The sequence below is a fragment of the Mycobacterium sp. IDUB_1 genome, from assembly GCF_055419625.1.
Genome location: NZ_JBVAYA010000004.1, coordinates 256,543 through 282,054, shown reverse-complemented (window position 1 = coordinate 282,054; position 25,512 = coordinate 256,543). Strand labels below are relative to the sequence as shown.

30 protein-coding genes are annotated in these 25,512 nt (G+C 68.1%); 17 read left to right on the top strand and 13 right to left on the bottom strand.

The features are described 5' to 3' along the window. Positions 1–51: 51 nt before the first annotated feature. From ACZYYX_RS22310 to ACZYYX_RS22295, 4 genes are read right to left on the bottom strand one after another with little or no spacing between them, the layout of a single operon-like run. A complete protein-coding gene (locus ACZYYX_RS22310) occupies positions 52–738 on the bottom strand; it encodes a 3-oxoacid CoA-transferase subunit B (RefSeq protein WP_463816806.1) in 687 nt (228 codons plus the stop codon). After that, entirely contained in the window at positions 735–1,535 is an 801-nt protein-coding gene (locus ACZYYX_RS22305; RefSeq protein WP_463816805.1) for a CoA transferase subunit A, read from the bottom strand. The genes ACZYYX_RS22310 and ACZYYX_RS22305 overlap by 4 nt, the downstream gene beginning before the upstream one ends. Continuing rightward, the gene (gene pcaD, locus ACZYYX_RS22300; RefSeq protein ID WP_463816804.1) at positions 1,532–2,302 is read right to left on the bottom strand and encodes a 3-oxoadipate enol-lactonase; all 771 of its coding nucleotides are present in this window, start codon (positions 2,300–2,302) and stop codon (positions 1,532–1,534) included. Before pcaD ends, ACZYYX_RS22305 begins: the two co-directional genes overlap by 4 nt. Then, positions 2,299–3,510, bottom strand: coding sequence for an acetyl-CoA C-acetyltransferase (locus ACZYYX_RS22295; protein WP_463816803.1), 1,212 nt, complete (start codon positions 3,508–3,510; stop codon positions 2,299–2,301). Before ACZYYX_RS22295 ends, pcaD begins: the two co-directional genes overlap by 4 nt. A gap of 87 nt (positions 3,511–3,597) precedes the next feature. On the opposite strand from ACZYYX_RS22295, the gene ACZYYX_RS22290 reads away from it, so the two are divergent. After that, on the top strand, positions 3,598–4,476 hold the full coding sequence (locus ACZYYX_RS22290; protein ID WP_463816802.1) for a LysR family transcriptional regulator: 879 nt from the start codon (positions 3,598–3,600) through the stop codon (positions 4,474–4,476). Between the two features lie 25 nt (positions 4,477–4,501). Here ACZYYX_RS22290 and ACZYYX_RS22285 read toward each other — a convergent pair whose 3' ends face one another. Beyond that, entirely contained in the window at positions 4,502–4,933 is a 432-nt protein-coding gene (locus ACZYYX_RS22285) for a type II toxin-antitoxin system Rv0910 family toxin (RefSeq protein ID WP_463816801.1), read from the bottom strand. 41 nt (positions 4,934–4,974) lie between these two features. Then, positions 4,975–5,679, bottom strand: a complete 705-nt coding sequence (gene mntR, locus ACZYYX_RS22280; RefSeq protein ID WP_463816800.1) for a manganese-binding transcriptional regulator MntR — start codon at positions 5,677–5,679, stop codon at positions 4,975–4,977. Between the two features lie 93 nt (positions 5,680–5,772). Between mntR and ACZYYX_RS22275 the strand changes: the two genes are divergently transcribed. The 6 genes from ACZYYX_RS22275 to bla all read left to right on the top strand — a co-directional run bounded on the left by ACZYYX_RS22275 (position 5,773) and on the right by bla (position 12,757). Beyond that, entirely contained in the window at positions 5,773–6,747 is a 975-nt protein-coding gene (locus ACZYYX_RS22275; RefSeq protein WP_463816799.1) for a bifunctional riboflavin kinase/FAD synthetase, read from the top strand. A 122-nt stretch (positions 6,748–6,869) separates the two neighbouring features. Continuing rightward, the gene (rpsO, locus tag ACZYYX_RS22270) at positions 6,870–7,139 is read left to right on the top strand and encodes a 30S ribosomal protein S15 (RefSeq protein WP_060999682.1); all 270 of its coding nucleotides are present in this window, start codon (positions 6,870–6,872) and stop codon (positions 7,137–7,139) included. Between the two features lie 18 nt (positions 7,140–7,157). Beyond that, positions 7,158–7,973 (top strand): class I SAM-dependent methyltransferase, encoded by an 816-nt coding sequence (locus ACZYYX_RS22265; protein ID WP_463816798.1) that lies wholly within the window; start codon positions 7,158–7,160, stop codon positions 7,971–7,973. Positions 7,974–8,251: 278 nt separating this feature from the next. Further along, the gene (locus ACZYYX_RS22260; protein WP_463816797.1) at positions 8,252–10,528 is read left to right on the top strand and encodes a polyribonucleotide nucleotidyltransferase; all 2,277 of its coding nucleotides are present in this window, start codon (positions 8,252–8,254) and stop codon (positions 10,526–10,528) included. After that, entirely contained in the window at positions 10,506–11,861 is a 1,356-nt protein-coding gene (locus ACZYYX_RS22255; protein ID WP_463816796.1) for a M16 family metallopeptidase, read from the top strand. Before ACZYYX_RS22260 ends, ACZYYX_RS22255 begins: the two co-directional genes overlap by 23 nt. Next, positions 11,858–12,757, top strand: a complete 900-nt coding sequence (gene bla, locus ACZYYX_RS22250; protein WP_463816795.1) for a class A beta-lactamase — start codon at positions 11,858–11,860, stop codon at positions 12,755–12,757. The genes ACZYYX_RS22255 and bla overlap by 4 nt, the downstream gene beginning before the upstream one ends. Here the strand turns inward: bla and ACZYYX_RS22245 are convergent. Further along, entirely contained in the window at positions 12,740–13,321 is a 582-nt protein-coding gene (locus tag ACZYYX_RS22245) for a DUF4334 domain-containing protein (protein WP_463816794.1), read from the bottom strand. The genes bla and ACZYYX_RS22245 overlap by 18 nt on opposite strands. Before the next feature lie 45 nt (positions 13,322–13,366). Here ACZYYX_RS22245 and ACZYYX_RS22240 point away from each other — a divergent pair, with 45 nt between their 5' ends. Further along, positions 13,367–13,735, top strand: coding sequence for a YchJ family protein (locus tag ACZYYX_RS22240; RefSeq protein ID WP_463816793.1), 369 nt, complete (start codon positions 13,367–13,369; stop codon positions 13,733–13,735). A 7-nt stretch (positions 13,736–13,742) separates the two neighbouring features. Here ACZYYX_RS22240 and ald read toward each other — a convergent pair whose 3' ends face one another. Then, on the bottom strand, positions 13,743–14,858 hold the full coding sequence (gene ald, locus ACZYYX_RS22235) for an alanine dehydrogenase (RefSeq protein ID WP_463816792.1): 1,116 nt from the start codon (positions 14,856–14,858) through the stop codon (positions 13,743–13,745). 94 nt (positions 14,859–14,952) lie between these two features. On the opposite strand from ald, the gene aldR reads away from it, so the two are divergent. After that, positions 14,953–15,465 (top strand): HTH-type transcriptional regulator AldR, encoded by a 513-nt coding sequence (gene aldR, locus ACZYYX_RS22230; RefSeq protein ID WP_463816791.1) that lies wholly within the window; start codon positions 14,953–14,955, stop codon positions 15,463–15,465. A gap of 2 nt (positions 15,466–15,467) precedes the next feature. Here the strand turns inward: aldR and ACZYYX_RS22225 are convergent, their stop codons facing one another. Continuing rightward, positions 15,468–15,818 carry a hypothetical protein gene (locus tag ACZYYX_RS22225; RefSeq protein ID WP_463816790.1) on the bottom strand — a complete coding sequence of 117 codons (351 nt, stop codon included), beginning with the start codon at positions 15,816–15,818 and terminating at the stop codon, positions 15,468–15,470. A 22-nt stretch (positions 15,819–15,840) separates the two neighbouring features. Further along, the gene (locus ACZYYX_RS22220) at positions 15,841–17,178 is read right to left on the bottom strand and encodes an HNH endonuclease signature motif containing protein (RefSeq protein ID WP_463816789.1); all 1,338 of its coding nucleotides are present in this window, start codon (positions 17,176–17,178) and stop codon (positions 15,841–15,843) included. A gap of 66 nt (positions 17,179–17,244) precedes the next feature. Between ACZYYX_RS22220 and dapB the strand changes: the two genes are divergently transcribed. The 4 genes from dapB (at position 17,245) to ACZYYX_RS22200 (ending at position 19,404) form a co-directional block, all read left to right on the top strand. Beyond that, positions 17,245–17,982, top strand: a complete 738-nt coding sequence (gene dapB, locus ACZYYX_RS22215; protein ID WP_463816788.1) for a 4-hydroxy-tetrahydrodipicolinate reductase — start codon at positions 17,245–17,247, stop codon at positions 17,980–17,982. Beyond that, positions 17,979–18,446, top strand: a complete 468-nt coding sequence (locus ACZYYX_RS22210; protein ID WP_463816787.1) for a hypothetical protein — start codon at positions 17,979–17,981, stop codon at positions 18,444–18,446. Before dapB ends, ACZYYX_RS22210 begins: the two co-directional genes overlap by 4 nt. A 61-nt stretch (positions 18,447–18,507) precedes the next feature. Then, a complete protein-coding gene (locus ACZYYX_RS22205) occupies positions 18,508–18,909 on the top strand; it encodes a flavodoxin family protein (RefSeq protein WP_463817179.1) in 402 nt (133 codons plus the stop codon). Between the two features lie 36 nt (positions 18,910–18,945). After that, positions 18,946–19,404 (top strand): hypothetical protein, encoded by a 459-nt coding sequence (locus ACZYYX_RS22200; protein ID WP_463816786.1) that lies wholly within the window; start codon positions 18,946–18,948, stop codon positions 19,402–19,404. Positions 19,405–19,414: 10 nt separating this feature from the next. Here ACZYYX_RS22200 and ACZYYX_RS22195 read toward each other — a convergent pair whose 3' ends face one another. Beyond that, a complete protein-coding gene (locus tag ACZYYX_RS22195; RefSeq protein WP_463816785.1) occupies positions 19,415–20,335 on the bottom strand; it encodes an HpcH/HpaI aldolase/citrate lyase family protein in 921 nt (306 codons plus the stop codon). A gap of 5 nt (positions 20,336–20,340) precedes the next feature. After that, positions 20,341–21,078, bottom strand: a complete 738-nt coding sequence (locus ACZYYX_RS22190; RefSeq protein WP_463816784.1) for a dienelactone hydrolase family protein — start codon at positions 21,076–21,078, stop codon at positions 20,341–20,343. 43 nt (positions 21,079–21,121) lie between these two features. Here ACZYYX_RS22190 and ACZYYX_RS22185 point away from each other — a divergent pair, with 43 nt between their 5' ends. The 3 genes from ACZYYX_RS22185 to ACZYYX_RS22175 are packed head-to-tail and all read left to right on the top strand — an operon-like array spanning position 21,122 to position 23,603. Continuing rightward, positions 21,122–21,922: a thymidylate synthase gene (locus ACZYYX_RS22185; RefSeq protein WP_463816783.1), complete on the top strand. Its 801-nt coding sequence runs from the start codon at positions 21,122–21,124 to the stop codon at positions 21,920–21,922. Continuing rightward, a complete protein-coding gene (locus tag ACZYYX_RS22180) occupies positions 21,922–22,401 on the top strand; it encodes a dihydrofolate reductase (protein WP_463816782.1) in 480 nt (159 codons plus the stop codon). The genes ACZYYX_RS22185 and ACZYYX_RS22180 overlap by 1 nt, the downstream gene beginning before the upstream one ends. After that, complete coding sequence (locus ACZYYX_RS22175; RefSeq protein WP_463816781.1) at positions 22,398–23,603, top strand: winged helix-turn-helix domain-containing protein; 1,206 nt, start codon at positions 22,398–22,400, stop codon at positions 23,601–23,603. Before ACZYYX_RS22180 ends, ACZYYX_RS22175 begins: the two co-directional genes overlap by 4 nt. A 24-nt stretch (positions 23,604–23,627) precedes the next feature. Here the strand turns inward: ACZYYX_RS22175 and ACZYYX_RS22170 are convergent, their stop codons facing one another. Then, a complete protein-coding gene (locus ACZYYX_RS22170; protein WP_463816780.1) occupies positions 23,628–24,233 on the bottom strand; it encodes a deaminase in 606 nt (201 codons plus the stop codon). Between the two features lie 251 nt (positions 24,234–24,484). Between ACZYYX_RS22170 and ACZYYX_RS22165 the strand changes: the two genes are divergently transcribed. Next, entirely contained in the window at positions 24,485–25,492 is a 1,008-nt protein-coding gene (locus tag ACZYYX_RS22165) for a GGDEF domain-containing protein (RefSeq protein WP_463816779.1), read from the top strand. Positions 25,493–25,512 lie beyond the last annotated feature (20 nt).

Genomic DNA, 25,512 nt, shown 5'->3' with positions numbered 1-25,512 from the left:
GAGAACTGTGACGAGCATTCGCGAAGCCGGGGTAATCCACCTGACCCGCGTCTACGCCAAGCTCGGCGTCCGCTCCCGGTCGGAGCTGGCGGCGCTGCGGCGCTGTCGGGCGTCGGTGACCGGTGCGCCGGTGGCCGCGACCACCTGGTCGAAGCACACTTCCGGTGCCAGCTCGACGACCGCGAAGCCGGTCCCGGTCACATCGAAGACGCCGAGGTCGGTGATGACCCGACTCACCACGGCCTTACCGGTGAGGGGAAGGTCGCACGTCAGGACCAGCTTGGCGGCACCAGATTTCGACACGTGGTCCATCAGTACGATCACCCGTTCGGCGCCGCTGACGAGATCCATCGCACCGCCCATGCCCTTGACCATCGAGCCGGGCACCATCCAGTTGGCGAGGTCGCCGTTGGCGGCCACCTGCATGCCGCCCAGCACGGCGACGTCGACGTGACCGCCGCGGATCATCGCGAAACTGGTGGCAGAGTCGAAGAACGACGCGCCGTCGACCACCGACACGGTCTGCTTGCCGGCGTTGACCAGGTCGGGATCGACCTCGTCGTCATAGGGGAACGGCCCGACGCCGAGAATCCCGTTCTCGGCGTGCAGGGTCACCGCCGACCCTTCCGGGAGGTGATCGGGGATCAGGGTCGGCAACCCGATGCCGAGGTTCACGTAGTCGCCGTCGCGCAACTCCCGCGCGGCGCGGGCCGCCATCTGCTCACGTGTCCAGCTCATGCCGTGACCTCCTGCTGGTCGGGTCGGGGGCGGGTGGTGCGTTTCTCGATTCCCTTGCGGGCGGCCTGATCCGGGGTCAGTGCGACCACCCGCTGGACGAAGATGCCGGGCAGGTGGACCTCGTCGGGGTGCAGCTCGCCGACCTCGACGACGGTTTCGGCTTCGACGACGGTGATACGTCCGGCCATCGCGGCCGGCGGGTTGAAGTTGCGGGCGGCGGCGTGGAACACGCAGTTGCCTGCCCTGTCGGCGACTGCGGCGCGCACCAGCGCGTAGTCGGTGACGATCGACTCCTCGAGCAGCATCTGCCGCCCGCCGAACGTGCGCACCTCCTTCGGCGGCGACGCCAGAGCCACACTCCCGTCGGGGTGATAGCGCCACGGCAGGCCGCCATCGGCCACCAGGGTCCCCACGCCGGTGGGGGTGAAGAACGCCCCGATGCCGCTGCCCCCGGCCCGCAGGCGTTCGGCCAGCGTGCCCTGCGGAGTGAGTTCGACGGTGAGCTCACCGGCCAGGTACTGGCGGGCGAACTCCTTGTTCTCGCCGACGTAGGACGCGATCACGCGGGAGATGCGCCGGGCTTCCAGCAGCAGGCCGAGGCCACCGCCGTCGACACCGCAGTTGTTGCTCACGATCGTCAGATCGGCTGCGCCCTGGGCGAGCAGCGCCTCGATGAGGAACCACGGGATGCCGGCCAGTCCGAATCCGCCGACCGCCAGGCTTGCCCCGTCGGGGATGTCGGCGACGGCGTCGTGTGGTGTGGCCACCACCTTGTCGAGTCTCCTGCTCGATGTCATTGCTGCTCCAGGTGTTCGATGAGGGCGGCCGTGACGACCGCGGGCTGTTCGGCGTTGGCGAGGTGGGCGGCGTGGTCGACGACCAGAGACCGCGCGCCGGCGATGGCGGCCGCGATGTCGGCGAGCTTCTGCGGCGGAGTCGCCGGGTCGTCGGCGCCTGCGATCGTCAGCGTCGGCGCAGTGATGGCCGAAAGCTGTTCGTGCAGATCACATTCGGCGATCGCGTCGCAGCACGCGGCGTACCCTTCGGCCGGGGTGGCAGCGACCATGTCTTCGTAGCCGCGGCGCGCATCGGGGTTGCCGTGCAGGTAGTCGGCGGTGAACCACCGCTCGACCACGGGGGCGGCCACCGCTCGAGTGCCGTGCGCACGCACCAGCGCGGCACGCTCGGTCCATGCCGCTGCCGGGGGCAGCGCAGCGCCTGTGCACAGCAGTGCGAGCCGGTCGACGCGCTCGGGGGTGCGCTGGGCGACGCGCATCACCGTCATGCCGCCGAGTGACAAGCCGACCAGGTGGGCGCGCTCGATGCCGAGACGGTCCAACAGCGCGACGAGATCGTCGGCCAGATCGTCCACGCAGTACGGGCCGGTCGGTACCGGCGAATCTCCGTGGCCGCGGGTGTCGTAGCGAACCACCCGAAAGTGCTCTTCCAGCACCGAGATCTGGGCGTCCCACATCCGGTGGGTGGAGCCGAGAGAGTTCGACAGCACGACCGTCGGCGCGGTCTGCGGACCCGTGACGACCGCGTGTACCTGGACGGCGGTCACGAGATCGCCTCGAACACTGCTGCGAGACCCTGGCCGCCGCCGATGCACATGGTCTCCAGCACGGTGCGGGCCCGGCGCCGGCGGGCCTCGTACGCCGCGGTGGCGAGGATACGCGCCCCGGTGGCGCCGACCGGGTGGCCGAGTGAGATGCCGGACCCGTTCGGGTTCAGCCGGTCGTCGAGTGGATCGACCTTCCATTCGGCGAGGACGGCGAGCACCTGAGCGGCGAATGCTTCGTTGAGCTCGATCAGATCGACGTCGTCGAGTGTGAGACCGGCCCGGTCCAGCGCGGCCGCGCTGGCCGCGACGGGGCCGAGTCCCATCGTCTCGGGTGCGCAGCCGGTCACCGCCCATGACCGCAGGAGCAGGAGCTGGTCGAGCCCGCGCCGCTCCGCCTCGGCGCGCGTGGTGACCACGCACATCGCGGCGCCGTCGTTCTGTCCGGACGCGTTGCCAGCGGTGACTGTCGACTCGGGATCGAGTCGTCCACGGACAGTGCGCAATTCGGCGAGCGAGTCGGCGTCGACGTCGGCGCGCGGATGCTCGTCGCGGTCGACGACGACGTCGGGTCGGCCTCGGGTGCCGGGAATCGTCACGGGCACGATCTCGTCGGCGAAGTGACCGGCCTCGTGGGCGGCGACCGCCCGCTGGTGTGACCGGGCGGCCATGTCGTCCTGCTCGCGGCGGGTCAGGCCGTAGAGGCGGCGTAGGTTTTCCGCTGTCTCGATCATGCCGCCGCTGATCGGATGCGTTGCACCGCCGGCTGTTTCGCGGGCCCGGTCGAGCCGGTCGACCAGGGTGACGCCGCCCGGGCGGACGCCGGTCCGCAGGCCGAGCGCGTAGTGCTCGACGTTCGACATGGATTCGGCGCCGCCGGCGATGACGAGATTCGCAGCACCCGTGGCGATCTGGCCCGCGGCGTACAGCACCGCCTGCAGACCGGAGCCGCAGCGGCGGTCGATCTGCACGCCGGGCACCCCGGTGCCCAGGCCTGCGTCGAGCGCGGCGATGCGTCCGATCGCCGGTGCCTCTCCGCTGGGGTAGCCGTGCCCGAGGACCACGTCGTCGACGTCGCCCTCGCCGAGGCCCGTGCGATCCACGAGTGCGCGCAGGGTGGCGGTGGCCAGGTCGGCGGCGGTTCTCGTCGACAGCGCGCCGCCCATCCGGCCGACCGGTGTGCGGAGCGGGGAGCAGATGACGACGTCCATGTCTGCCACGGTAGGTCTCGGCAACGATATTCTGAAATACACAAATGACGGCTATTGATATGTTCTGCATATCAAAAGGAGGTAGGCGTGGAACTGCGGCATCTGCGTTACTTCCGGGCGGTCGCCGAGGAACTGCACTTCGGCCGCGCGGCGGAGCGTCTGCACATCGCCCAGCCGCCGCTGTCCCAGCAGATCCGCCAGCTCGAACGTGAACTTCAGGTGACCCTGCTGACTCGCTCCACTCGCAGTGTCGAGCTGACCGCGGCGGGACGGATCTACCTCAGCCGGGCCGTCGAGATACTCGACGCCGTCGACGCGGCCGCCGACCAGGCCCGCCGTACGGAACAGGGTGTGGAGGGCAGGCTGATGATCGGGTGCGTGGGGTCGGCCACCTACTCCCTGTTGCCGGAGCTGGTTCGTGAGCTCCGGCGCACCCTGCCGGAGGTCGACGTCAATGTCCAGGGCGAGATGCTCGCTCCGGCGCAGGTCGACGCACTGCGCGCCGGGGAGATCGATCTCGGCTTGCTGCGGCCGCCGGTGCGCCATCCCGACATCGCGGTCGAGACCCTCCGCCGCGAGCGGCTGCTGGTGGCGCTGCCGACCGACCACCGGTTCGCCGGCCGCGAGTCGATCGATGTCGCCGATCTCGCAGACGAGGATTTCATCAGCCACGCCGGGCGGGGTCGCTCGCGCATGCAGACCGAGCTGACGGCACTGTGCGCCGCAGCGGGGTTCGTCCCGACCGTTCGCCACGAGGCGGAGGAGACCTCGACGTTGGTGACGCTGGTGGCCGCGGGCCTGGGGGTGGCGATCGTGCCGGAGCCGACGTCGGGGCTCGACGTGGCTGGGGTGTGCTACCGCCCGCTGGTCGACCCGGCGTTCATCGACCTGGTCGTCGCCTACCGCAATCCCGGTCCGGACCCGTTGGTCGCCAACGTGGTTCGCGTGCTGCGCGGCATGGTGTGAACTCGTCCCAGGTTGAAGGGCCTTCTCACGCGTAGAGCTTCTCGAACTTCTTGATCGATGCGTCCAGGTCGCCTTTGACCGCACGAGAAGCCGCGGCGCCGATCGGTCCGAACAGGGGCGCACCCCCGAGATCCATCCGGACGGTGAACGCGCACCCGTCCTTGGTGTCGGCGACGTTCATCGACAGCTTGTACCGGGTCCCGCCCACGCCCTCGCCGCTGATCGACAGCGTCTTCGGCGGATCGAACTCGCGGATCGTCCACGTCACCCGGTTACGCATGCCCTTCGCGCCTGCGACCCCCACGATCGTCGTGCCGACGGCCAGCTCGTCGGGCAGATCCGAGCGCCAGCCCTGATGCAGGACCATCCAGTCCCCGAGTGTGGACAGATCGGACACGTGCTCCCACGCGTCCTCGGCCGACATCGGCAAGGACCGGGACAGTTCGAGTTTGGCCATCTGGTGTGCGCTCCTCAGCAACGACTATGTACTTGCAACGACTATGCGACGACCCAGATCGCGTCCGCGGCCGGGCTTCCCAGGTCGACGGTCGTCTCTTCGGGTCCGTCGCCATCGTCAGCATTGTGCACGGCGACCGAGATCATTCCGGCGAAATCGCGACGCGCCACCACCCGGACGCGCGAATCCAGGCTGATACCCACGGAGTCGAAGTAGCGCAGCATCTCTGGGTCGGCGTCGGAAATCCGCGCGACCGTGCCGGCCTCCCCGTTTTGGCACGCCGAGAGCTGACGGGCCGGCGGGGTCGGCACCCGGCCGTCCGCGGCGGGTATCGGGTCGCCGTGCGGGTCGCGGGTCGGGTAGCCGAGTTTGGCGTCGATGCGGTCGAGCATCCGGTCGGACACCGCGTGTTCGAGCACCTCGGCCTCGTCGTGCACCTCGTCCCAGCCGTAGCCCAGTTCTCGCACCAGGAACGTCTCCATCAACCGGTGGCGGCGCACCATGGCCAGGGCCGCGCGCCGCCCCGCATCGGTGAGGGTCACCGCGCCGTACTTTTCGTGATCGACCAGGCCCTGATCGGCGAGCTTGCGGATCGATTCCGAGGCGGTGCTCGCCGAGACGCCGATGCGTTCGGCGAGCAGCTTGGTGCTGACTTTGTCCTCGGACCACTCCTGGGCTGTCCAGATGGTCTTCAGATAGTCCTGGGCCACCGTGGTCAGCTCCGGTGGTTTGGCGTCAGGACTCATAAGTCCAAGAGTTTAGGCAAACGACACGTGATCCGGTGACGTCGCTTCGCCACTGTTCGAGCTCGCGTTGCCGGTACGTCGTAGGCTTGCGGCGTGCAGCGCTGGCGGGGTCAAGACGACATCCCCACCGATTGGGGCCGATGCGTCGTCACCATCGGGGTGTTCGACGGCGTCCACCGTGGTCATCAGGAGTTGATCAACGGCGCGGTGAAAGCCGGCCGCGCCCGCGGAGTGCCCACGGTGCTGATGACCTTCGACCCGCACCCGATGGAGGTCGTGTTCCCGGGTAGCCATCCCGCCCAGCTCACCACGCTGACCCGGCGTGCCGAGCTCGTCGAGGAGATGGGTATCGACGTGTTCCTCGTCGTGCCGTTCACCGCCGATTTCATGAAGCTCACGCCCGAGCGCTACATCCACGAACTGCTGGTCGAGCGGCTGCACGTGGTCGAGGTCGTGGTGGGGGAGAACTTCACGTTCGGCAAGAAGGCTGCAGGCAACGTCGATCTGCTGCGCAAAGCCGGTGAGCGTTTCGGGTTCGCGGTGGACTCGCTGAGCCTGGTCGCCGAACATCACCGCGACGAGACCGTCACCTTCTCCTCCACCTACATCCGGTCCTGCGTGGACGCCGGCGACATGGTGGCCGCCGCTGAAGCGCTGGGCCGCCCGCACCGCGTCGAAGGCGTGGTGGTTCGCGGCGACGGGCGGGGCCGGGGACTCGGCTTCCCGACCGCCAACGTCGCCCCGCCGATGTATTCGGCCATCCCCGCCGACGGCGTCTACGCCGCCTGGTTCACGGTTCTGGGCCACGGACCGGTTGTGGGCTCGGTGGCACCGGGGGAGCGCTACCAGGCGGCGGTGTCGGTGGGCACCAACCCGACGTTCTCCGGGCGCACCCGCACCGTCGAGGCCTATGTGCTCGACACCAGCGCGGATCTCTACGGCCAGCACGTCGCTGTCGATTTCGTCGCGCGGCTGCGGGGGCAGGAGAAATTCGATTCGGTGGACGATCTGATCACCGCGATGAACGCCGACACCGACCGCGCCCGCACGATCCTGTCCGCCCGCTGAGCGGATTCGCGGCCGGCTCACCCGCGCTGCTAGACTCCTCGCCGACCTGGCGCGCGCTGCAGTTCGCGGTGGCCGCGCCGTTTTGAATTCTCACTCGCGGACCGAATCGATGGAGTTGTTTCGTGGCGCTCACTGCCGAACAGAAGAAAGAAATCCTGGGCCAGTACGGCCTGCACGACACCGACACGGGGTCGCCGGAAGCCCAGGTTGCTCTGCTGACCAAGCGGATCTCGGATCTCACCGAACACCTCAAGCAGCACAAGCACGATCACCACTCGCGCCGCGGCCTGCTGCTGCTGGTCGGCCGGCGCCGCCGGCTGCTCAAGTACGTCGCCCAGGTCGACGTCGCGCGCTACCGCTCGCTGATCGAGCGTCTCGGCCTGCGCCGCTGACGCGCTAACGTCACACGGGTGGCGACACCCGATTACGTCCTCGGCAGCGACGACGCCGAGATAGAACGCCTGCAGGGTCAGGCAGCGATCATCGCCGAACCGACCGACGTGCTGTTCCGGCGCGGCGGGCTCGAGGCCGGCATGCGTGTGCTCGATCTGGGCAGCGGTCCAGGGGATGTCTCGTTTCTCGTCGCCGGCATCGTCGGCGACGGCGGATCGGTGCTCGGTCTAGAACAGGATCCCGCGCAGCTCGCTGTCGCCGAGGCACGCCGTGATCGGCTCGGCCTGGGCAACGTGGCGTTCGCCCAGGGCGACGCCCGCACCTTCGTCAGCGACGCGCCGTTCGATGCGGTGGTCTGCCGGTTGCTGCTGATGCACCTGCCCGACGCCGTCGACGTGCTGGCCCACCATCAGCGGAACCTGCGGCCCGGTGGGGTGTTCGTCGCCGTCGACTACGACATGGCCGGCTCCCGCGCGCTGCCCGAGGTCGACCTCTTCACCCGTGTGGGTGCCTGGATACAGGCGGGATTCGTTCATGCCAGGGCCGACGCCACCGTCGGCATGCGGTTTCCCGTCCTGTTCGACCAGGCCGGATATGCCGATGTCGGCACGCTGGGCCTGCAGGTGTATTTCCCGCCGCAGGCCCGTGAGGCGGCCGGTTATGTCGTCGGCGTGGTGCGGGCCCTCGAAGACGCGATCGTCGCCTCCGGCGTCGTGACAGCCGAAGAGTTGGATGTCGCGACGCTGGACGAGCGTCTCGCTACGGCGATCGCGGACCGTGGCGCGGTCTGGACCATGCCGACGATCGTCGGGGGTTGGGGCCGACGCGCCTGACCGCCCTTTTTCTCCGGACCCGTGCCGCAGAGTACGATGGCCTGGTTCGGCTCCAGGTTTCATCGAGTCGGGCGATGGGTGCGGTCGTCGCAGACCCGCGAGTGCCGTTCCCGCACGTCGCTTCGCCGACCCGCTCGATCGCGCGGTCTTCGGTAGTGGCTGCCGGATACGAATGCCGGCAGCTTCGATCGATGGCCGTAGCCGCATCGAAAGCGGTGGTTGACGCGCTGTGACGACGCGAAACAGTGAATTGACCCAGAGAGGCCTTACGGACGTCCATGTCTGTAGTTGAAATTGAAGACGGCGTGTTCGAATCCACCGCCGTGATCGACAACGGGAGCTTCGGCACCCGCACCATCCGTTTCGAGACCGGCCGGTTGGCTCAGCAGGCCGCCGGCGCCGTCGTCGCCTACCTCGACGACGAGACCATGCTGCTGAGTGCCACCACCGCCAGCAAGGCGCCCAAGGAGCACTTCGACTTCTTCCCGCTCACCATCGATGTCGAGGAGCGGATGTACGCCGCGGGCCGCATCCCCGGCTCGTTCTTCCGCCGCGAGGGCCGTCCCTCGACCGATGCGATCCTGACCTGCCGCCTGATCGACCGGCCGCTGCGCCCGTCGTTCGTCAGCGGTCTGCGCAACGAGATCCAGGTCGTCGTCACCGTGCTGAGCCTCGATCCCAAGGACCTGTACGACGTCCTCGCGATCAACGCCGCCTCGGCGTCGACGCAGATCTCCGGCCTGCCGTTCTCCGGCCCGGTCGGCGGCGTGCGCGTCGCTCTGATCGACGGCCAGTGGGTGGCGTTCCCGACCGTGGAGCAGCTCGAGCGTGCCGTGTTCGACATGGTGGTCGCCGGCCGCAAGGTCGAAGGCGATGTCGCGATCATGATGGTCGAGGCCGAAGCGACCGAGAACGTCATCGACCTCGTCGCCGGTGGCGCGGGCGCACCGACCGAGACGGTCGTGGCCGAGGGCCTCGAGGCGGCCAAGCCGTTCATCGCGGCGCTGTGCGACGCCCAGGCCGAACTGGCCTCGTCGGCCGGCAAGGAGACCGCCGAGTACCCGCTGTTCCCCGAGTACGGCGACGACGTGTACTACTCGGTCGCCTCGGTGGCCACCGACGCGCTCTCCGAGGCGCTGACCATCGCGGGCAAGAACGAGCGCAACGACCGCACCGACGAGATCAAGGTCGAGGTCCTGCAGCGGCTGGCCGAACAGTACGCCGGGCGTGAGAAAGAAATCGGCGCCGCGTTCCGCTCGCTGACCAAAAAGCTTGTGCGCCAGCGCATCCTGACCGATCACTTCCGCATCGACGGCCGCGGTGTCACCGACATTCGCGCGCTCTCGGCCGAGGTCGCGGTGATCCCGCGCGCCCACGGCAGCGCCCTGTTCGAGCGTGGCGAGACCCAGATCATGGGTGTCACCACCCTGGACATGGTCAAGATGGCCCAGCAGATCGACTCGCTGGGACCGGAGACCTCCAAGCGCTACATGCACCACTACAACTTCCCGCCGTTCTCGACCGGTGAGACCGGCCGGGTCGGCTCGCCCAAGCGGCGCGAGATCGGCCACGGCGCGCTGGCCGAGCGCGCCCTGGTCCCGGTGCTGCCGAGCGTCGAGGAGTTCCCGTATGCGATCCGCCAGGTGTCGGAGGCGTTGGGCTCCAACGGATCCACCTCGATGGGCTCGGTGTGTGCCTCGACCCTGTCGCTGCTCAACGCTGGTGTGCCGCTGAAAGCTCCGGTCGCGGGCATCGCGATGGGCCTGGTGTCCGACGACGTCGAGGTGGACGGCAAGACCGAGCGTCGCTTCGTCACGCTGACCGACATCCTGGGCGCCGAGGATGCCTTCGGCGACATGGACTTCAAGTGTGCAGGCACCAAGGACTTCGTCACCGCGCTGCAGCTGGACACCAAGCTCGACGGCATCCCGTCGCAGGTGCTGGCCGGTGCGCTCGCGCAGGCCAAGGACGCCCGCATCACGATCCTCGAGGTGATGGCCGAGGCCATCGACGCCCCCGACGAGATGAGCCCGTACGCGCCGCGCATCACGACGATCAAGGTGCCCGTCGACAAGATCGGCGAGGTCATCGGGCCCAAGGGCAAGATGATCAATTCGATCACCGAGCAGACCGGAGCCTCGATCTCGATCGAGGACGACGGCACCGTGTTCGTCGGCGCGTCCAACGGCGAGGCGGCTCAAGCGGCGATCGACTTGATCAACGCCATCGCCAACCCGCAGCTGCCCAAGATCGGCGAGCGGTTCCTCGGAACCGTCGTCAAGACCACCGACTTCGGCGCCTTCGTGTCGCTGCTGCCGGGTCGTGACGGGCTGGTCCACATCAGCAAGCTGGGCCGCGGCAAGCGGATCAACAAGGTCGAGGACGTCGTCAAGGTCGGCGACAAGCTGCGCGTGGAGATCGCCGACATCGACAACCGCGGCAAGATCTCGCTGGTCCTGGTGGCCGAGGAGACCCCCGCAGCCGCCGAGCAGACCGCCGAAGCCGCCGGTACGGAAGCGCCCGCACCCGCTGATGCCGCGACCGCCAGCAGCTAGCGCGGCAGCACTGCGCCGAGTGCGCGGGGGCGGCGACGCGGCCGAGAAGTCGACCGCGATCCGCCGCACGGATCTGCCCGGTGGCCTGCGTGTGGTCACCGAGCACATTCCGCACGTGCACTCGGCGTCGGTCGGGGTGTGGGTCAACGTCGGATCGCGCGACGAGGGCCGCACTGTGGCCGGTGCTGCGCACTTCCTCGAACACCTCCTGTTCAAGGCGACCCCGACCCGCACCGCCGTGCAGATCGCGCAGGCCGTCGACGCCGTCGGCGGTGAACTCAACGCGTTCACCTCGCGCGAGCACACCTGCTACTACGCCCACGTGCTCGACACCGACCTCGCCCTGGCCGTCGATCTGGTAGCCGACGTCGTGCTGCGGGGGCAGTGCTTCGCCGCCGACGTGGAGGTCGAACGCGATGTCGTGCTCGAAGAGATCGCGATGCGTGACGACGACCCCGAGGACACCCTCGGGGATGTGTTCCTGTCGGCCATGTTCGGTGATCATCCGGTGGGACGACCCGTGATCGGCAGCGTGGAATCGATCTCGACGATGACGCGCGCGCAGCTGCACTCCTTCCATCAACGCCGCTACACCCCTGATCGCATGGTGGTGGCGGTGGCCGGCAACATCGACCACCGCGAGGTCGTCGCGCTGGTGCGTGAGCATTTCGGTGACCGGCTGGTGCGCGGCCGCACCCCGGTTGCGCCCCGCAAGGGCGCGGGACGGGTCAGCGGCAGGCCGACGCTGCAGGTGGTCAAGCGCGACGCCGAACAGACCCACCTGTCCCTGGGGGTGCGCACGCCGGGTCGGCACTGGGATCAGCGCTGGGCGTTGTCGGTGCTCAACACCGCGCTCGGCGGCGGGCTCAGTTCCCGTCTGTTCCAACAGATCCGGGAGACTCGCGGCTTGGCGTACTCGGTGTATTCGACGGTGGACACGTTCGCCGACAGTGGTGCGCTGTCGATCTACGCGGGCTGTCTGCCCGAGCGGTTCGACGAAGTGGTGCGCGTGACCACCGACGTGCTGGCCGAGGTCGCACGCGACGGTCTCACCGCCGACGAGTGCCGGATCGCGAAGGGTTCGCTGCGAGGCGGTCTGGTTCTGGGACTGGAAGATTCGGGTTCTCGGATGAATCGGCTGGGTCGCAGCGAGCTGAACTACGGTCAGCACCGCACCATCGCCGAGACCCTGGCCCGCATCGACGAGGTCACCCTGGACGACGTGAATGCTGTTGCGCGAGAACTCCTCACCCGTCCGTTCGGGGCGGCCGTGTTGGGTCCGGTGCGGGGGCGCCGGTCGTTGCCGCGGCCGTTGCAGACGATCGCCGGATGAGCTTCTCGCGGCGCGGACTGCTGATCGGCGGGTTGTCGCTGGCCGGTCTGGCTGCGTGCTCGCGCTCGACGGTGTCCGCGGACCCCGCCGAGCCACTGCCACCGATCGGAGATCGGCTCGCCGCGCTGGCAATTCGGCACAACGCCCGTATCGGGGTGTACGCCGCCGACCTCGCGTCGGATCGCAGTGTGGCGGTCGGCGCCGACGACACGTTCGCGATGTGCTCGACGTTCAAGGCCTACGCGTCGGCGGCGGTGCTGCAGCGCGCCCAGCATGGCCGGTTGGCGCTGACCGATGCGATCGCTGTGCAGCGCGGCGACCTTCGTCCCCATTCGCCGGTGACCGAGCCGCGGGTGGGGTCGACGATGACGCTGGCGGAACTGTGTCAGGCGGCGCTGCAGCAGAGTGACAACGCCGCAGGCAATCTGCTGCTGCGCACCCTGGGTGGGCCGCCGGCGATCACCGAATTCGCCCGCAGCGTCGGCGACGATCGCACGCGGTTGGACCGGTGGGAGACCGAGCTCAACACCGCAGTGCCAGGCGATCCGCGCGATACGAGTACGCCGAGGGCGTTGGGTGTGGGTTTCCGGACGGTGCTGACCGGTGAAGTTCTCGACACGGTGCACCGCCAGATGCTCGAGGACTGGATGCGCGCCAACCAGACGTCGAGCATGCGCTCGGGATTGCCGGGTGGATGGGCGACTGCGGACAAGACCGGCAGCGGGGGATACGGCACCACGAACGACGTCGGTATTGCCTACGGCCCGCAGGGCCAGCGATGGCTGGTGTCGATCCTGACCTGCTCGACGACCGATGATCCCGACGCTGACAGCATGCGGCCGCTGATCGGTGAGATCGCTGCCGCGGTGGCGCCTGAACTATCCCAGCCGTCGTGAATTGTCGCGGTGCAGCACGAAGAAGTACGGCTTCCGAATACCCCGAAGATCCATCGCACCGAGCACGGTCTGCTCGCCGAGGCGACGGAACACGTCGTTGATGGGCAGCTGGTCGTAGATCATCGTCGCGGTGTCCACGCCGCGGTAGCGGGTCGTGCGTAGCCGGGCCTTGGGCCCGCGGGCCGCGAGGACGGGCCGCAGCGCGGCGATGACACCGGAGAGGTTGCGCTGCTTGAGCGCCGGAATCTTGGTGGCGATGCCGAGGCCGGCGAACGCGGGCAGCGGGTTCAGCGGCCACAGCCCTGAGCTGTCGCGGGTGGGGAACAGCAGCGGGTGCACTGTCTCGCTGTCGGTGTATTGCTTGCCCCACCAGCCGCTGGCCTCGAGCATGCCGTCGAGAGGGTGGCCGGTGGGGACCTCGGCGCCGTGCCAGGTGCCGAGCATGACCTCGGTCTCGACGGCGGGCAGGGAGTCGAACAGCGCTAACGCGTCGGCCGTGGTGGTCGGGGCGCCCGGGAGAACATCGGTCAGCAAGTCGGTGGGCAGCTGGGTAGGCACAGACATGCCCATAGCCTACTTGACACCTGTCAAATGGGGCAGACTGCAGGCATGTCGGATTCTCTGTGCCGGTGTGGCCGCGGTGTGGCTGCAGAGCAGTGCTGCCTGCCTCTGCTGCGAGGGGAGCAGCAGGCGCGGACAGCCGAGGAGTTGATGCGCTCGCGCTACACCGCGTTCGCCGTCGGCGATACCGACTACCTGTGGCGTACGTGGCACCCGCGGACCCGTCCCGAGCAGGTGTCGATCGACCCCGAGGTGCGGTGGACCGGGCTCGACGTCCTCCACGTCGACGAGAGCACCGTCGAGTTCCGGGCGACGTTCACCGACCCGGAAAGCCAACGAACCGGGACGCTGCATGAGCGGTCCCGGTTCGCTGTGAGAGCCCGTCGCTGGTTCTACGTCGACGGACAGATGTTCTGAAGCGGCGTCAGGCCAGCAGGCCGGCCGGATCGGTGAACGGCAGACCGAGGTCGTTGGCGACCTGCTCGGAGAGCAGCGCCCCGTCGTGCGTCGAGAGACCCTTGGCTAGGGCGGCATCGGCCCGGCACGCGTCGCGCCAGCCCTTACCCGCGAGCTTGAGGACGTACGGCATGGTCGCGTTGGTCAGGGCATAGGTCGAGGTGCGCGGCACCGCGCCGGGCATGTTGGCCACGCAGTAGAACACCGTGTCGTGCACGGCGAAGGTGGGATCGTCGTGCGTGGTGGGTCGCGAGTCCTCGAAGCAGCCGCCCTGATCGATCGCGATATCGACCAGCACCGCGCCCGACTTCATCGCTGCGACAGTCGCATTCGTGACGAGTTTGGGGGCCTTCGCGCCCGGGATCAGCACCGCGCCGATCACCAGATCGGCCTCGGTGACCGCGGCCTCGAGATCCAGGCTGGACGAGTAGCGGGTCTCGATGGCGCCGCCGTATTCGGCGTCGATCTTGCGCAGGGTGTTGATGTTCAGGTCGAACACCGTCACGTGGGCGCCCATGCCCCAGGCCACGGCTGCGGCGTTGTCACCGGCCATGCCGCCACCGATCACGACGACCTTGGCCGGAGCCACACCGGGAACGCCGCCCATCAGAACGCCGCGCCCGCCCTGGGTGCGCATCAAGTGGTAGGCGCCGACCTGTGCCGAGAGCCGGCCCGCGACCTCGCTCATCGGAGCCAAAAGCGGCAGCGCCCCGTCGGCGGTCTGCACGGTCTCGTACGCGATGGAGGTGGTGCCGGATGCGATGAGCGCGTCGGTGCACGGCTTGGAGGCGGCCAGGTGCAGGTAGGTGAACAGTGTCTGGCCGGCCCGCATCTTCGCGTACTCCGGTTCGATGGGTTCCTTCACCTTGAGGAGCAGGTCCGCTTCGCCCCACACCGTGTCGGCGTCGGCGACGATCTGCGCGCCGGCGGCCTTGAAGTCGCCGTCGGTGATCGCCGATCCCTCCCCGGCTCCCGCCTGCACGAGCACGTCGTGCCCGCGCTGGGTCAGCTCTGCCACGCCGGCGGGCGTGATCGCGACCCGGTACTCGTTGTTCTTGATCTCGGTCGGCACACCGACACGCATTTTCGACTCCTGAACTCGGGGAAAGTTCTCTCAAGTGTGAAGAAAGCTCGGTATCAGCACAAGATTTATGATGAAGATTCGGTATGGTTCCGCTATGGATGAAGAATCATCGGGCACGCCTGCTTCACCGCAGGCCTCATCGAAGGATGTTCGGCCGATCATCGACGACGTCGACCGACGCATCCTGACCGCCCTGCACTCCGACGCCCGGCTGCCCAACAGCGCACTGGCCGACCTCGTCGGCATCGCGCCGTCCACGTGTCACGGGCGGGTGCGCCGGTTGTCCGAACTCGGCGTCATCCGCGGCTTCTACGCCGACATCGACCCCGCCGCGATCGGGTTGACGCTGCAGGCGATGATCTCGGTGAGTCTGCAAGCGAATGCGCGCGGCAAGATCCGCAATTTCATTGGTCAGATCCGGCGCAAGCCCCAGGTGATGGATGTGTACTTCCTCGCCGGCGCCGACGACTTCCTCCTGCACGTCGCTGCCCGCGACACCGACGACTTGCGAAAGTTCGTGGTGGAGAACCTCAATGCCGACGCGGACGTGGCGGGCACGCAGACGTCGCTGATCTTCGAGCACCTGCGCGGCGCCTCGCCGCTGTGATGTCAAGCGGGAGTGAGGGTTACGTTGTGCAGAGAAATCGCCACGTCGGTCGGCAGGATGTCGACGAACGTCGGGGCGTCGCGGAGCGCGTCTCCGGTTCCGATGATGTTGCCGCCGATGCACGGGAAGTCGCGACAGCGGAACCAGAACCCCGGCGGACTCTGGTAGGGCTGCATGCTGGGCGATTGGTCGACCCGGTAGCGGCCCGGCGGGATGAATGCCGTCGACCAGCCGTCGCGCGGTTGGGTGGTCACGCCGAAGACACCGTTGCTGCCGTAGCTCGGAACGGCGCCCGCGGGCGCGGCCAGAACGAACCCCGCGGCGACGATGCCGGCGGTGATGGCGACCTTCATGCGGTCGACAGTAACCCCGCCGCTACGGTCCGTGGTCGTCTTCGGGCAGGAGGTGGCGTTGGGGGTGGTGGTAGCCATTGACTGGCCGCGCACTGCGGCGCCCGCCGGTGTCGAGGTCGGGTGGGGGGAGCCATTCGACTTGGCCTCGCTGGTTGATGCGGGTGGTCCAGCCGGTCTGCTCGACCATCCGGTTGTCGGGCCCGCACGCGAGGGTGAGGTTGGTGATGTCAGTCGGCCCGCCGGCCTTCCAGTCGTCGATGTGGTGGACCTGGGACCAGTAGCCGGGCACCGTACAACCGGGTCTCGTGCAGCCGCGGGCCGAGGAGTGCAGCATGATCCGCTGCGCCGGGCTCGCCAATCTCTTGGTACGCCCCAGATACAGCGGCTGGTTGGTGTGCTGATCGAACACTGATAGGTAGTGGTGCGCGTGGGAGGCCAGGCGGATCAGATCGGCCATCGGGAGCAGCGACCCGCCGCCGGTGACCGCCACCCCCGCACCCTTCTCCAGTTCTTGCAGCGTGGTCGAGACGATGACGGTGACCGGTAACCCGTTGTGCGAACCGAGGTCTCCGGACGACAGTGCCATCCGTCCGACCGCGAGCCACGCATCGTGTTTGCGCTGCGCCGCGCTCCTGGAGTCAGTGCGGGCTTGCTCCTCATCGGGTTCGCCGTCGACGCAGGGGGTTTCGTCGTCGGGGTTGCACATGCCCGGTGCGGCGAGTTTGACCTGGATCGCCTCGTAGTGCGCCCGGAACTCCGGGGTGATCCAGCCGGTGAGCCGGCTCATCCCGTCAGGCTGCTGGGCACCCAACTGGATGCCGCGCCGGCGGGCGCGGTCGGCGTCGGCGGGTTCGGGACCGTCGGCGTCGATCATCGCCGCCAACCGATCCGCGGCGAGCGACGCCAACTGCCGGTCGGCGGCCGTGCGGGTGTCCACATCGACCCACACCGGCAACCCATCATGGAACTTGCTGATGACTGCGACATGATCGGCATCCAGGGCGCCCGCGGCCTGCGCGGCCGCGGTGGCCTCCCACACCGGCGCCAACGCCTCCCCAGTCAACGCCTGCCGCGGACCCAACGCTGCGGCCTCGGCGAGGCGGCGTTTGGCGTCGCGTTCGGAGACCCGCAGCGCGGTGGTCAGCACCTTCTTCCACGACGCCTCACCCAACCGCCGCGGCTCCGTCTCGGCCACCAACCGGGCCAGGATCTGATGCTCCAACGCCGGCATCGATCGCACGAACGTCGTCACCTCGGCCATCAAGGCCACCAGCTCGCGATGCGACAACGCGTCGCAGGCGTCCTGCAGGATCGCCAACTGACCCCGCACCACCCCTATCGCGTCGGCAACCACATCCATAATTCGAACACTAGTTCGACTCACCGACAAAAACTGGGTCGCCCGCCGACACGTTAGGCTCGGCGCATGCGAGTCGGAGTGCTGGGCGCAAAGGGCAAGGTCGGCGCCGCGATGGTGGCAGGCGTCGAGGCCGCTGACGATCTCACGTTCACCGTCGGTGTCGACGCGGGAGACTCACTCTCGTCGCTCACCGACACCGACACCGAGGTCGTCATCGACTTCACCCACCCCAGCGTCGTCATGGACAACCTGAAGTTCCTCATCGACAACGGGATTCACGCCGTTGTCGGCACCACCGGGTTCACCGACGAGCGCCTGGACCAGGTGCGCGCCTGGCTCGACGAGAAGCCCGGCGCGTCAGTCCTGATCGCCCCGAACTTCGCGATCGGCGCCGTGTTGTCGATGCACTTCGCCCAGCAGGCTGCGAAGTACTTCGAGTCCGTCGAGGTGATCGAACTGCACCATCCTCACAAGGCCGACGCGCCGTCAGGCACGGCGGCCCGCACCGCCAAGCTCATCGCCGAAGCGCGAAAAGGCATGCCGCCCAACCCCGATGCCACCAGCACCGGCCTCGACGGCGCCCGCGGTGCCGACGTCGACGGCATCCCGGTGCACTCCATCCGGCTCGCCGGACTGGTCGCCCACCAGGAAGTCCTCTTCGGCACCCAGGGGGAGACCCTCACCATCCGGCACGACAGCATCGACCGCACCTCGTTCGTCCCCGGCGTCCTGCTCGCCGTTCGGAAGATCCGCGACCATCCCGGCCTGACCGTCGGCCTGGAACCGCTGCTCGACCTGGCATGAACGCCGGCAAGCGCGCGCTGCGCACCCAGCTGCTCATCGGCTTCATGAGCGTGGCGCTCGTGGTGTACTTCGTGCTGCTCGGCCGGGCCGCGATCATCCTGATCAGGTCCGGTGAAGCAGCCCCCATCGGACTGGGCGTCGCCATCCTGATCCTGCCCGTCGTCGGCGCCTGGGCGCTTATCGCCACTCTGCGCGCGGGTCTCGCGCATCAACGGTTGGCTCGGCTCGCCCGCGAACAGGGCATGGAACTCGACATCAGCGACCTGCCCCGTAGGCAGTCGGGTCGCATCCAACGCGACGCCGCCGACGCGTTGTTCGCCACTGTCCGAGACGAAGTCGAAGCGCAGCCCGACGACTGGCGCCGCTGGTACCGGTTGGCCCGCGCCTACGACTACGCCGGGGACCGCAGTCGCGCCCGCGAAACGATGAAGAAGGCGATGCAGATGGAAGAGGCGGCACGGTGAGCAAGCGGTGAGCAAGACGCTGCTCATCGTGCATCACGTGCCGTCGCCGCACTGCCAGGAGATGTTCGAGGCGGTGCTGGCCGGCGCGACCGACCCGGCCATCGAGGGCGTCGACGTCATCCGACGGCCGGCACTGACAGTGTCGCCGGCCGAGATGCTCGAGGCCGACGGGTATCTCCTCGGCAGCCCCGCGAATCTCGGCTACATCTCCGGTGCGCTCAAGCACGCCTTCGACCAGAGCTACTACCCCCTACTGGACTCAGGTCGGGGGCGGCCGTTCGGGTTCTGGCTGCACGGCAACGAAGGCACCGAGGGGGCCGAGCGAGCGGTGGATGCGATCACCGCTGGATTGGGATGGGTCAAGGCCGCGGAATTCGTCGTCGTCTCAGGCAAACCCACCAAGGACGACCTCGAGGCGTGCTGGAATCTCGGCGCGACACTTGCTGCTTCGCTGATGGATTGACCGTCGGTATGCTGCGCCCGATGGAGAGGAGCACCTATGCCTGGTCTCGCCGAAATCGCGCTCGCCGGCGCCCCGATCGCCGGTGGTGCTCTGCTCGGTGTCGCCGCCGGCAACCTGCGCCCGCCGGACGTGCGCGCGTTGATCGCCAAGGACATGGACCTTCTCGATCGGATCCCCGCCGAGCAGGTGGAGCGGCGAGCGGAACTCCAGCGTGTCATCGACATACGTATCGATGATCTGATCGCCGCCGTCGACAAGAACCGCGAACTCCGTCAGCTCGCCGCGTCCTACGAAGGCAACTGGCGCGACATCGTCGTCTTCATCTGCGCGGTGCTCTTCACGATCGTGTGGTGGAACGTCGACCACTCACGGACGAACTGGGTGCTCATGTTCGTGGTGATGATCGTGCTGTCGATCCTCGCAGGCGTCTACGCCGCCCGCGGCATCCTGCGCGGGCTGGCGACATTCCTCAACAAGCGCCGCAGATCTCAGTAGTAGGACGCCGTCAGTAGTGGTAGGTGTCCGACGGAGCCGGGATGTGCACGGGATCGTCGACGTCGTCGAAATCCGAGGGCTCGATTCCGTAGGCGCGCGCCAGATCGAGGATCTTGTTCGCCCGCGCGATCCTCGGAAGGTCTGAGCCGTTGCGGATCTCACCGCCGTCGCGTTCGAACTCGAGGAGGAATTCCTTGGCCCAGCTGATCTCCTCGAGTGACGGGGACAACCCCTCGTTGACCGTGGGGCACTGGTCCGGGGTCAGGCAGATCTTGCCGGTCATGCCGAACTCCGCCGACACTGCTGTCGCCTCGCTGAGTCGGAGGGCAGAAGAACCGACTGTGGGCCCGTCGATGGCGCCCGGAAGGTGGGCGGCCTTGGCAGCGATCGTGAAGCGCGACCGGGCGTAGGCCAACGTGGTCGGGTTGTCGCCGAAACCAGTGTCGCGCCGGAAGTCTCCGATACCGAACGCCAACCGGAAAGTGCCCTTGGCCGAAGCGATCTCGGTGATGCGTTCCAGTCCCCGAGCCGTTTCGACGAGCGCAACGACCGGCACGTTCGGCAGTCGCTTGGCGGTCTCGGTGACGTGATCGACCGACTCGACCATTGCCAGCATCACGCCGCCGACCGAGGTGCCTGCGAGCATGTCGAGGTCACCGGCCCACCATTCGGTGCCGAAGCCGTTCACCCGCACCCAGTCGGAATGTCCGTCGGCCAGCCAGCGCGTCACGTTGTCGCGAGCCCTGACCTTGTCCTTCGGAGCGACGGCGTCTTCGATGTCGAGCACCACGATGTCGGCCCGCGATTCCTCGGCGGGTGCGAACCGCTCGTACTGCGCGCCGTTGACGAGCAGCCAGCTGCGCGCGAGCACCGGATCTATCCGGGTGCCGTGTTCGCCGAACACCGATTCACTGAAGGTCTGGTCATACACGCCGATCACCCTAGGTGAGCGCCGTAAAACGACCGCATCGCCTCCCAGTGCCGGCGTGCGGCCGGCTCGTCGTAGGGGCCGTTGTCGGGGACGGCGAAGCCGTGAAAGGCGTCGTAGAACTCGACGGTGTGCTCGATCCCAGCGGCGGTGAGCGCCTTGTCCAGGGCTTCACCGTCGTCGACCGTGAACGACCGGTCGTTCTTGGCGGCGCCGACATAGATCGCGGCCCGCATCCGTTCGGCGAGCCGGTGCGGGCTGTTCGGCTCGTCGGTGACCAGGCCGCCACCGTGGAAGGACATCGCCGCAGCCACCCGCTCGGGCACCAGGCCTGCCACGGTCAGCGAGGTCCGCCCACCCATGCAGTAACCCGTCGTCCCGAATGCATCGCCGCGCACCTCTGGACGGGCGGCCAGGTAATCGAAGAACGCGGTGGCGTCAGACGCCATGACCTCCGGCGTGACCTTGCCCATCATCGCGAAGAGTCGGGTGCGTTCCGCCTCGTCGTCGAACACGGTGGCCATCGAGAACGGCGCCCACTCGCCGTCGCGGTAGTACACGTCGGGCACCAGGACCGCGTAGCCGTGCCCGGCCAGCTTGTCCGCCATCGCCCGGAACGTCGCCCGGGTGCCGCCGGCATCGGGGTACATGATGATGCCCGGCCACGGCCCGTCCCCGTCGGGCGTGTGCAGGCTGACCGGGCAGGAGCCATCAGCGGTGGTGACAGTGTCGGTGATCCTCGGCATGGGTTCCGTTGTACTCCCGACCGCGGCCCGTAAGCTATGGGCCGTGCCGATCCCGACGCCGTACGAGGACCTCCTGCGTCTGGTGCTCGAGCAGGGAACCGCGAAATCCGATCGCACCGGCACCGGCACCCGCAGCGTGTTCGGTCATCAGCTGCGGTACGACCTGGGCGCCGGCTTCCCTTTGATCACCACCAAGAAGGTGCACACCAAGTCGATCGTCTACGAGTTGCTGTGGTTCCTGCGCGGCGATTCCAACGTGCGCTGGCTGCAGGACCACGGTGTCACCATCTGGGACGAATGGGCCTCGCCGACAGGGGATCTCGGTCCCGTCTACGGCGTTCAGTGGCGATCGTGGCCCACTCCGTCCGGTGATCACATCGACCAGATCAGCGCGGCGCTGGACCTGCTTCGCACAGATCCGGACAGCCGTCGCAACATCGTCTCGGCATGGAACGTCGGGGAGATCCCGCAGATGGCGCTGCCGCCGTGCCACGCGTTCTTCCAGTTCTACGTCGCCGACGGCAGGCTCAGCTGCCAGCTGTATCAGCGCAGCGCGGACCTGTTCCTCGGCGTGCCGTTCAACATCGCCAGCTATGCGCTTCTGACCCACATGATGGCCGCTCAGGCAGGCTTGGACGTCGGCGACTTCATCTGGACCGGCGGCGACTGCCACATCTACGACAACCACGTCGACCAGGTCACCGAGCAGCTGTCTCGCGAGCCGCGTCCGTACCCCGAACTCATTCTGGCGCATCGTGATTCGATCTTCGACTACACCTATGAGGATGTGGTCGTCAAGAACTACGATCCGCATCCGGCGATCAAGGCGCCGGTGGCTGTCTAGTGGGCCTGAGCCTGATCTGGGCGCAATCGAGCTCCGGGGTGATCGGCCGGGACAACGGCATCCCTTGGCAGCTACCCGAAGACATGGCCCGCTTCAAAGACCTCACCATGGGCCACACCGTGATCATGGGCCGCCGGACGTGGGAATCCCTGCCGGAGAGGTTCCGGCCGTTGCCGGGGCGCAGAAATGTCGTACTCACCCGGCATGCTGACTACGTGGCTGACGGGGCAGAGACGGTGACGGAGCTCGACGGGATTGCGCTCGAGGACGCATGGGTGATCGGCGGGTCGGAGGTCTACGGGTTGACGCTTCCGCGGGCGACGCGGTGTGAGGTCACCGAGATCGACATCGATCTGCGGCGGGAGGACGAGGACGCGCTCGCGCCGGTGCTCGACGAACGCTGGGTGGGCACGGTGGGCAGCTGGCAGGACAGTTCGTCGGGCCTGCGCTACCGGTTCGCCACCTACCTGCGGGCATGATCACCGCTGCGCAGGCGCGCAGGGTGGCCGTCGCGGCGCAGGGGTTCGGCGAGGCCAGGCCGGCCGGTCCGGTCACCCGCGCCCACCTCAAGCGGCTGATCGCCCGGATCCAGGTGCTGCAGCTGGACTCGGTCTCGGTGGCGGTGCGGGCCCATTACGCGCCGGTGTTCAGCCGCCTCGGCCCCTACGACCGTGACCTGGTGGACCGCGCGGCGTGGAGTCATTCGGCCCGCTTGCCGCGGTTGCTCGTCGAGTACTGGGCTCACGAGGCCGCACTGATGGCCGTCGACGACTGGCCGTTGATGCGCTGGCGGATGGCCGAGTACGAGCACGGCCGCTGGGGTGTGGAGATCGTCAAGCGCAACGCCAGGCTCGCCGAGGACGTCGTCGCCGCGATCACCGAGCTCGGGCCGGCCACCGCCGGGCAGATCGAGGCCCATCTGGAATCCGAGCCGCGGGGACGCAAAGGCCCGTGGTGGGACCGCAGCGACACGAAGTGGGTCGCCGAAGCGCTGTGGGCCTCCGGTGTGCTGACCACCGCAACGCGGATCGGATTCGCCCGGCACTACGACCTGACCGAGCGGGTCCTTCCGCCCGACGTCGTGGCCCGGCAGGTGAGTGAGCCGGAAGCGGTGCGCGAGCTCGCGCTGCGCGCAGCCACCGCGCTGGGCATCGCGACCGAGGCCGATATCCGTGACTACTTCCGGCTCAGCGCCCGGCAGGTCAAACCGGCCATCGCGGCGCTGGTGGCCGACGGGGAACTGGAGCCCGTCGAGGTCGAGGGGTGGGCGGCGCCGACGTATCTGCGCGCCGGTCAGATCGTGCCGCGACGCGACCGCGGCACGGCGTTGCTCTGCCCGTTCGACCCGCTGATCTTTTTCCGCCCCCGCGTCGAGCGGCTGTTCGGCTTCCACTACCGCATCGAGATCTACACCCCGGCTCCCAAACGCCAGTTCGGCTACTACGTGTGGCCGTTCCTGCTCGACGGACGGCTGGTCGGACGTGTCGACCTCAAGGCCGATCGGGCCGCCGGCGCCCTGCAGGTCGTCGGCGCCTTCACCGAGGAGGGCCACGACCAGGCGCATGTGGCCGGCGAGCTCGCCGTAGAGCTGCAGCAGATGGCGGGTTGGCTCGGCCTCTCCGATGTCGCAGTCGGCGAGCGCGGCGATTTGGTCCCGCACCTGCGCACCGCCTTGCTGTAGTCGACGGCGTCGGACCGGCCCCGGCTAGTTCAGCGGAATGTCGTTGCCGCTCTTGGTGTCCTGATATTGCGTCGACAGTGAGTCGTAGCGGGCGCGGATACTGTCCCGCCGGGCCAGCAGCGTCGAGCGAAGCGGCTCGGCTTCGGCCTCGATCAGGTCGACGATCGCGTACGCCGTCCAGAACGCATTGGTGCGGCGGTACCCGCCCGGGTCCAGGCCGAACACCTCTTTGAGGATCGTCAGATCGTGGGGGATCGCGAAACTGTCGCGGGAATCCTCGTGGCTGTAGAAGTAGTAGTAGTTGTCGAAGCCCGCCCACGTGATCGCCGACATGCACAGCGTGCACGGTTCGTGCGTGGTGAGGAAGATCAGGTCTTTCGTCGACGGCCGGTCGGTGCGCTCGTAGAACTGGCGCAGGGTGTTGATCTCGCCGTGCCACAACGGGTTGGCCGTCTCGTCGTTGGTGCCCGCGATCACCACGGACAGGTCCGATTTCCGCAGGAGCGCAGCGCCGAAGACCTTGTTGCCGCCGGAAACTCCGCGTTCGGTCAACGGGAGGATGTCGGTGTCGATGACGTCGAGCAGGCGTGAGGCGATGGTGGTGGCCGTGCCCTCGGGCGTGAAAGACATGGAAAACCCTAACGTCGCTGCGGCGGGTTCGCTCGCCGCGGCGAGCGCCTCGGTGCACCGGTCAGCATTTGATGCGCACGACCCGGCTGGGAGCAGGCAGAATACATCTGTAGCACGACTAGCGAACCTGACGGGACCCATGCATGCCTGGGTGGTGGCACCAAGTTGGCCGATTCGACGCGTTCAGCGCGTACTTGCGCGGTCATGGCCTTGAAAAGCGCTGGCGGATAGCTGTTTTCGCATTCACTTGCATGCTGGGCGTGTTGCCGCTGATTCTTCTCACCAGCCCCGTCGGCCCGTCGACGCCGGTCGCGAGGGCCGCGTCGATCGCCGCCGGCGTCAGCGCGATCGTCGTCTCCACGGTGTGGCTGCCCGGCTGGCCCAGCCGCACGCGGTCCTTGATCTACAACATGGTGTGTTGTGCCTGCATCGCCGTGGGTTCGGTGTCGATGTCGTACGCATACGCGGGTCTCATGGGATGTGTGATGTTCGCCGTGCTCGGCGGATTCCTCGCGTACTTCCACCGGCTGGCCGATGTGCTGGGCAACAGCGCCGTCGCGGCCGTCTGCGTCGTGATCACCGCGACCCGGCTCGTGCTCGACAGCGGCGACGTCGCGGTGACCATCGCCGCGACGGTCACCGTGGTGGCACTCAACGTCGGCGTGCCGTTCGGCATCTATTCGCTGGTCCACTCCCTGCACGCCGACCTGGCGGAGTCCGGCCGCGACTCGCTCACAGGTCTGCTGAACCGGCGCTCGTTCTACCAGGCTCTCCGAGAGCTGATCGCGGGGGATCGCGGCGGCATACAGAGCGGCACGGCGGTGAACGTCACGATGATCGACCTCGACGACTTCAAAGGCCTCAACGACTCCCGCGGCCACGCGGCGGGAGATCGAGCACTCGCCGAGGTGGGCGACGTGCTCAGGCGAATCTGCGGTGAGGAGGCCGTCCTCTGCCGTCTCGGCGGGGAGGAATTCGTCGTCGCCGACACGGCCGCGCCGTCGGGGCACGCGGAGACCACGAACGCGGTCCGCAGGAGCATCGCAGCGCTGCCGTTCGACATCACCGCGAGCCTCGGCACCTGCACGGCGCTGCTCGACGACCACGTCGACGATCACGGCGCCACCGACCCAGAGTTCCTCGACCGGATGATCGCCACCGCCGATGCCGCCATGTATCAGGCCAAACGGGCCGGGGGTGATCGCGTCGAGCACCGGGAGCTCACCGCGCCGGGGCGCGGACAGGACCCGCGAAGCTGAGGACGGTGGCCCGACGCGGG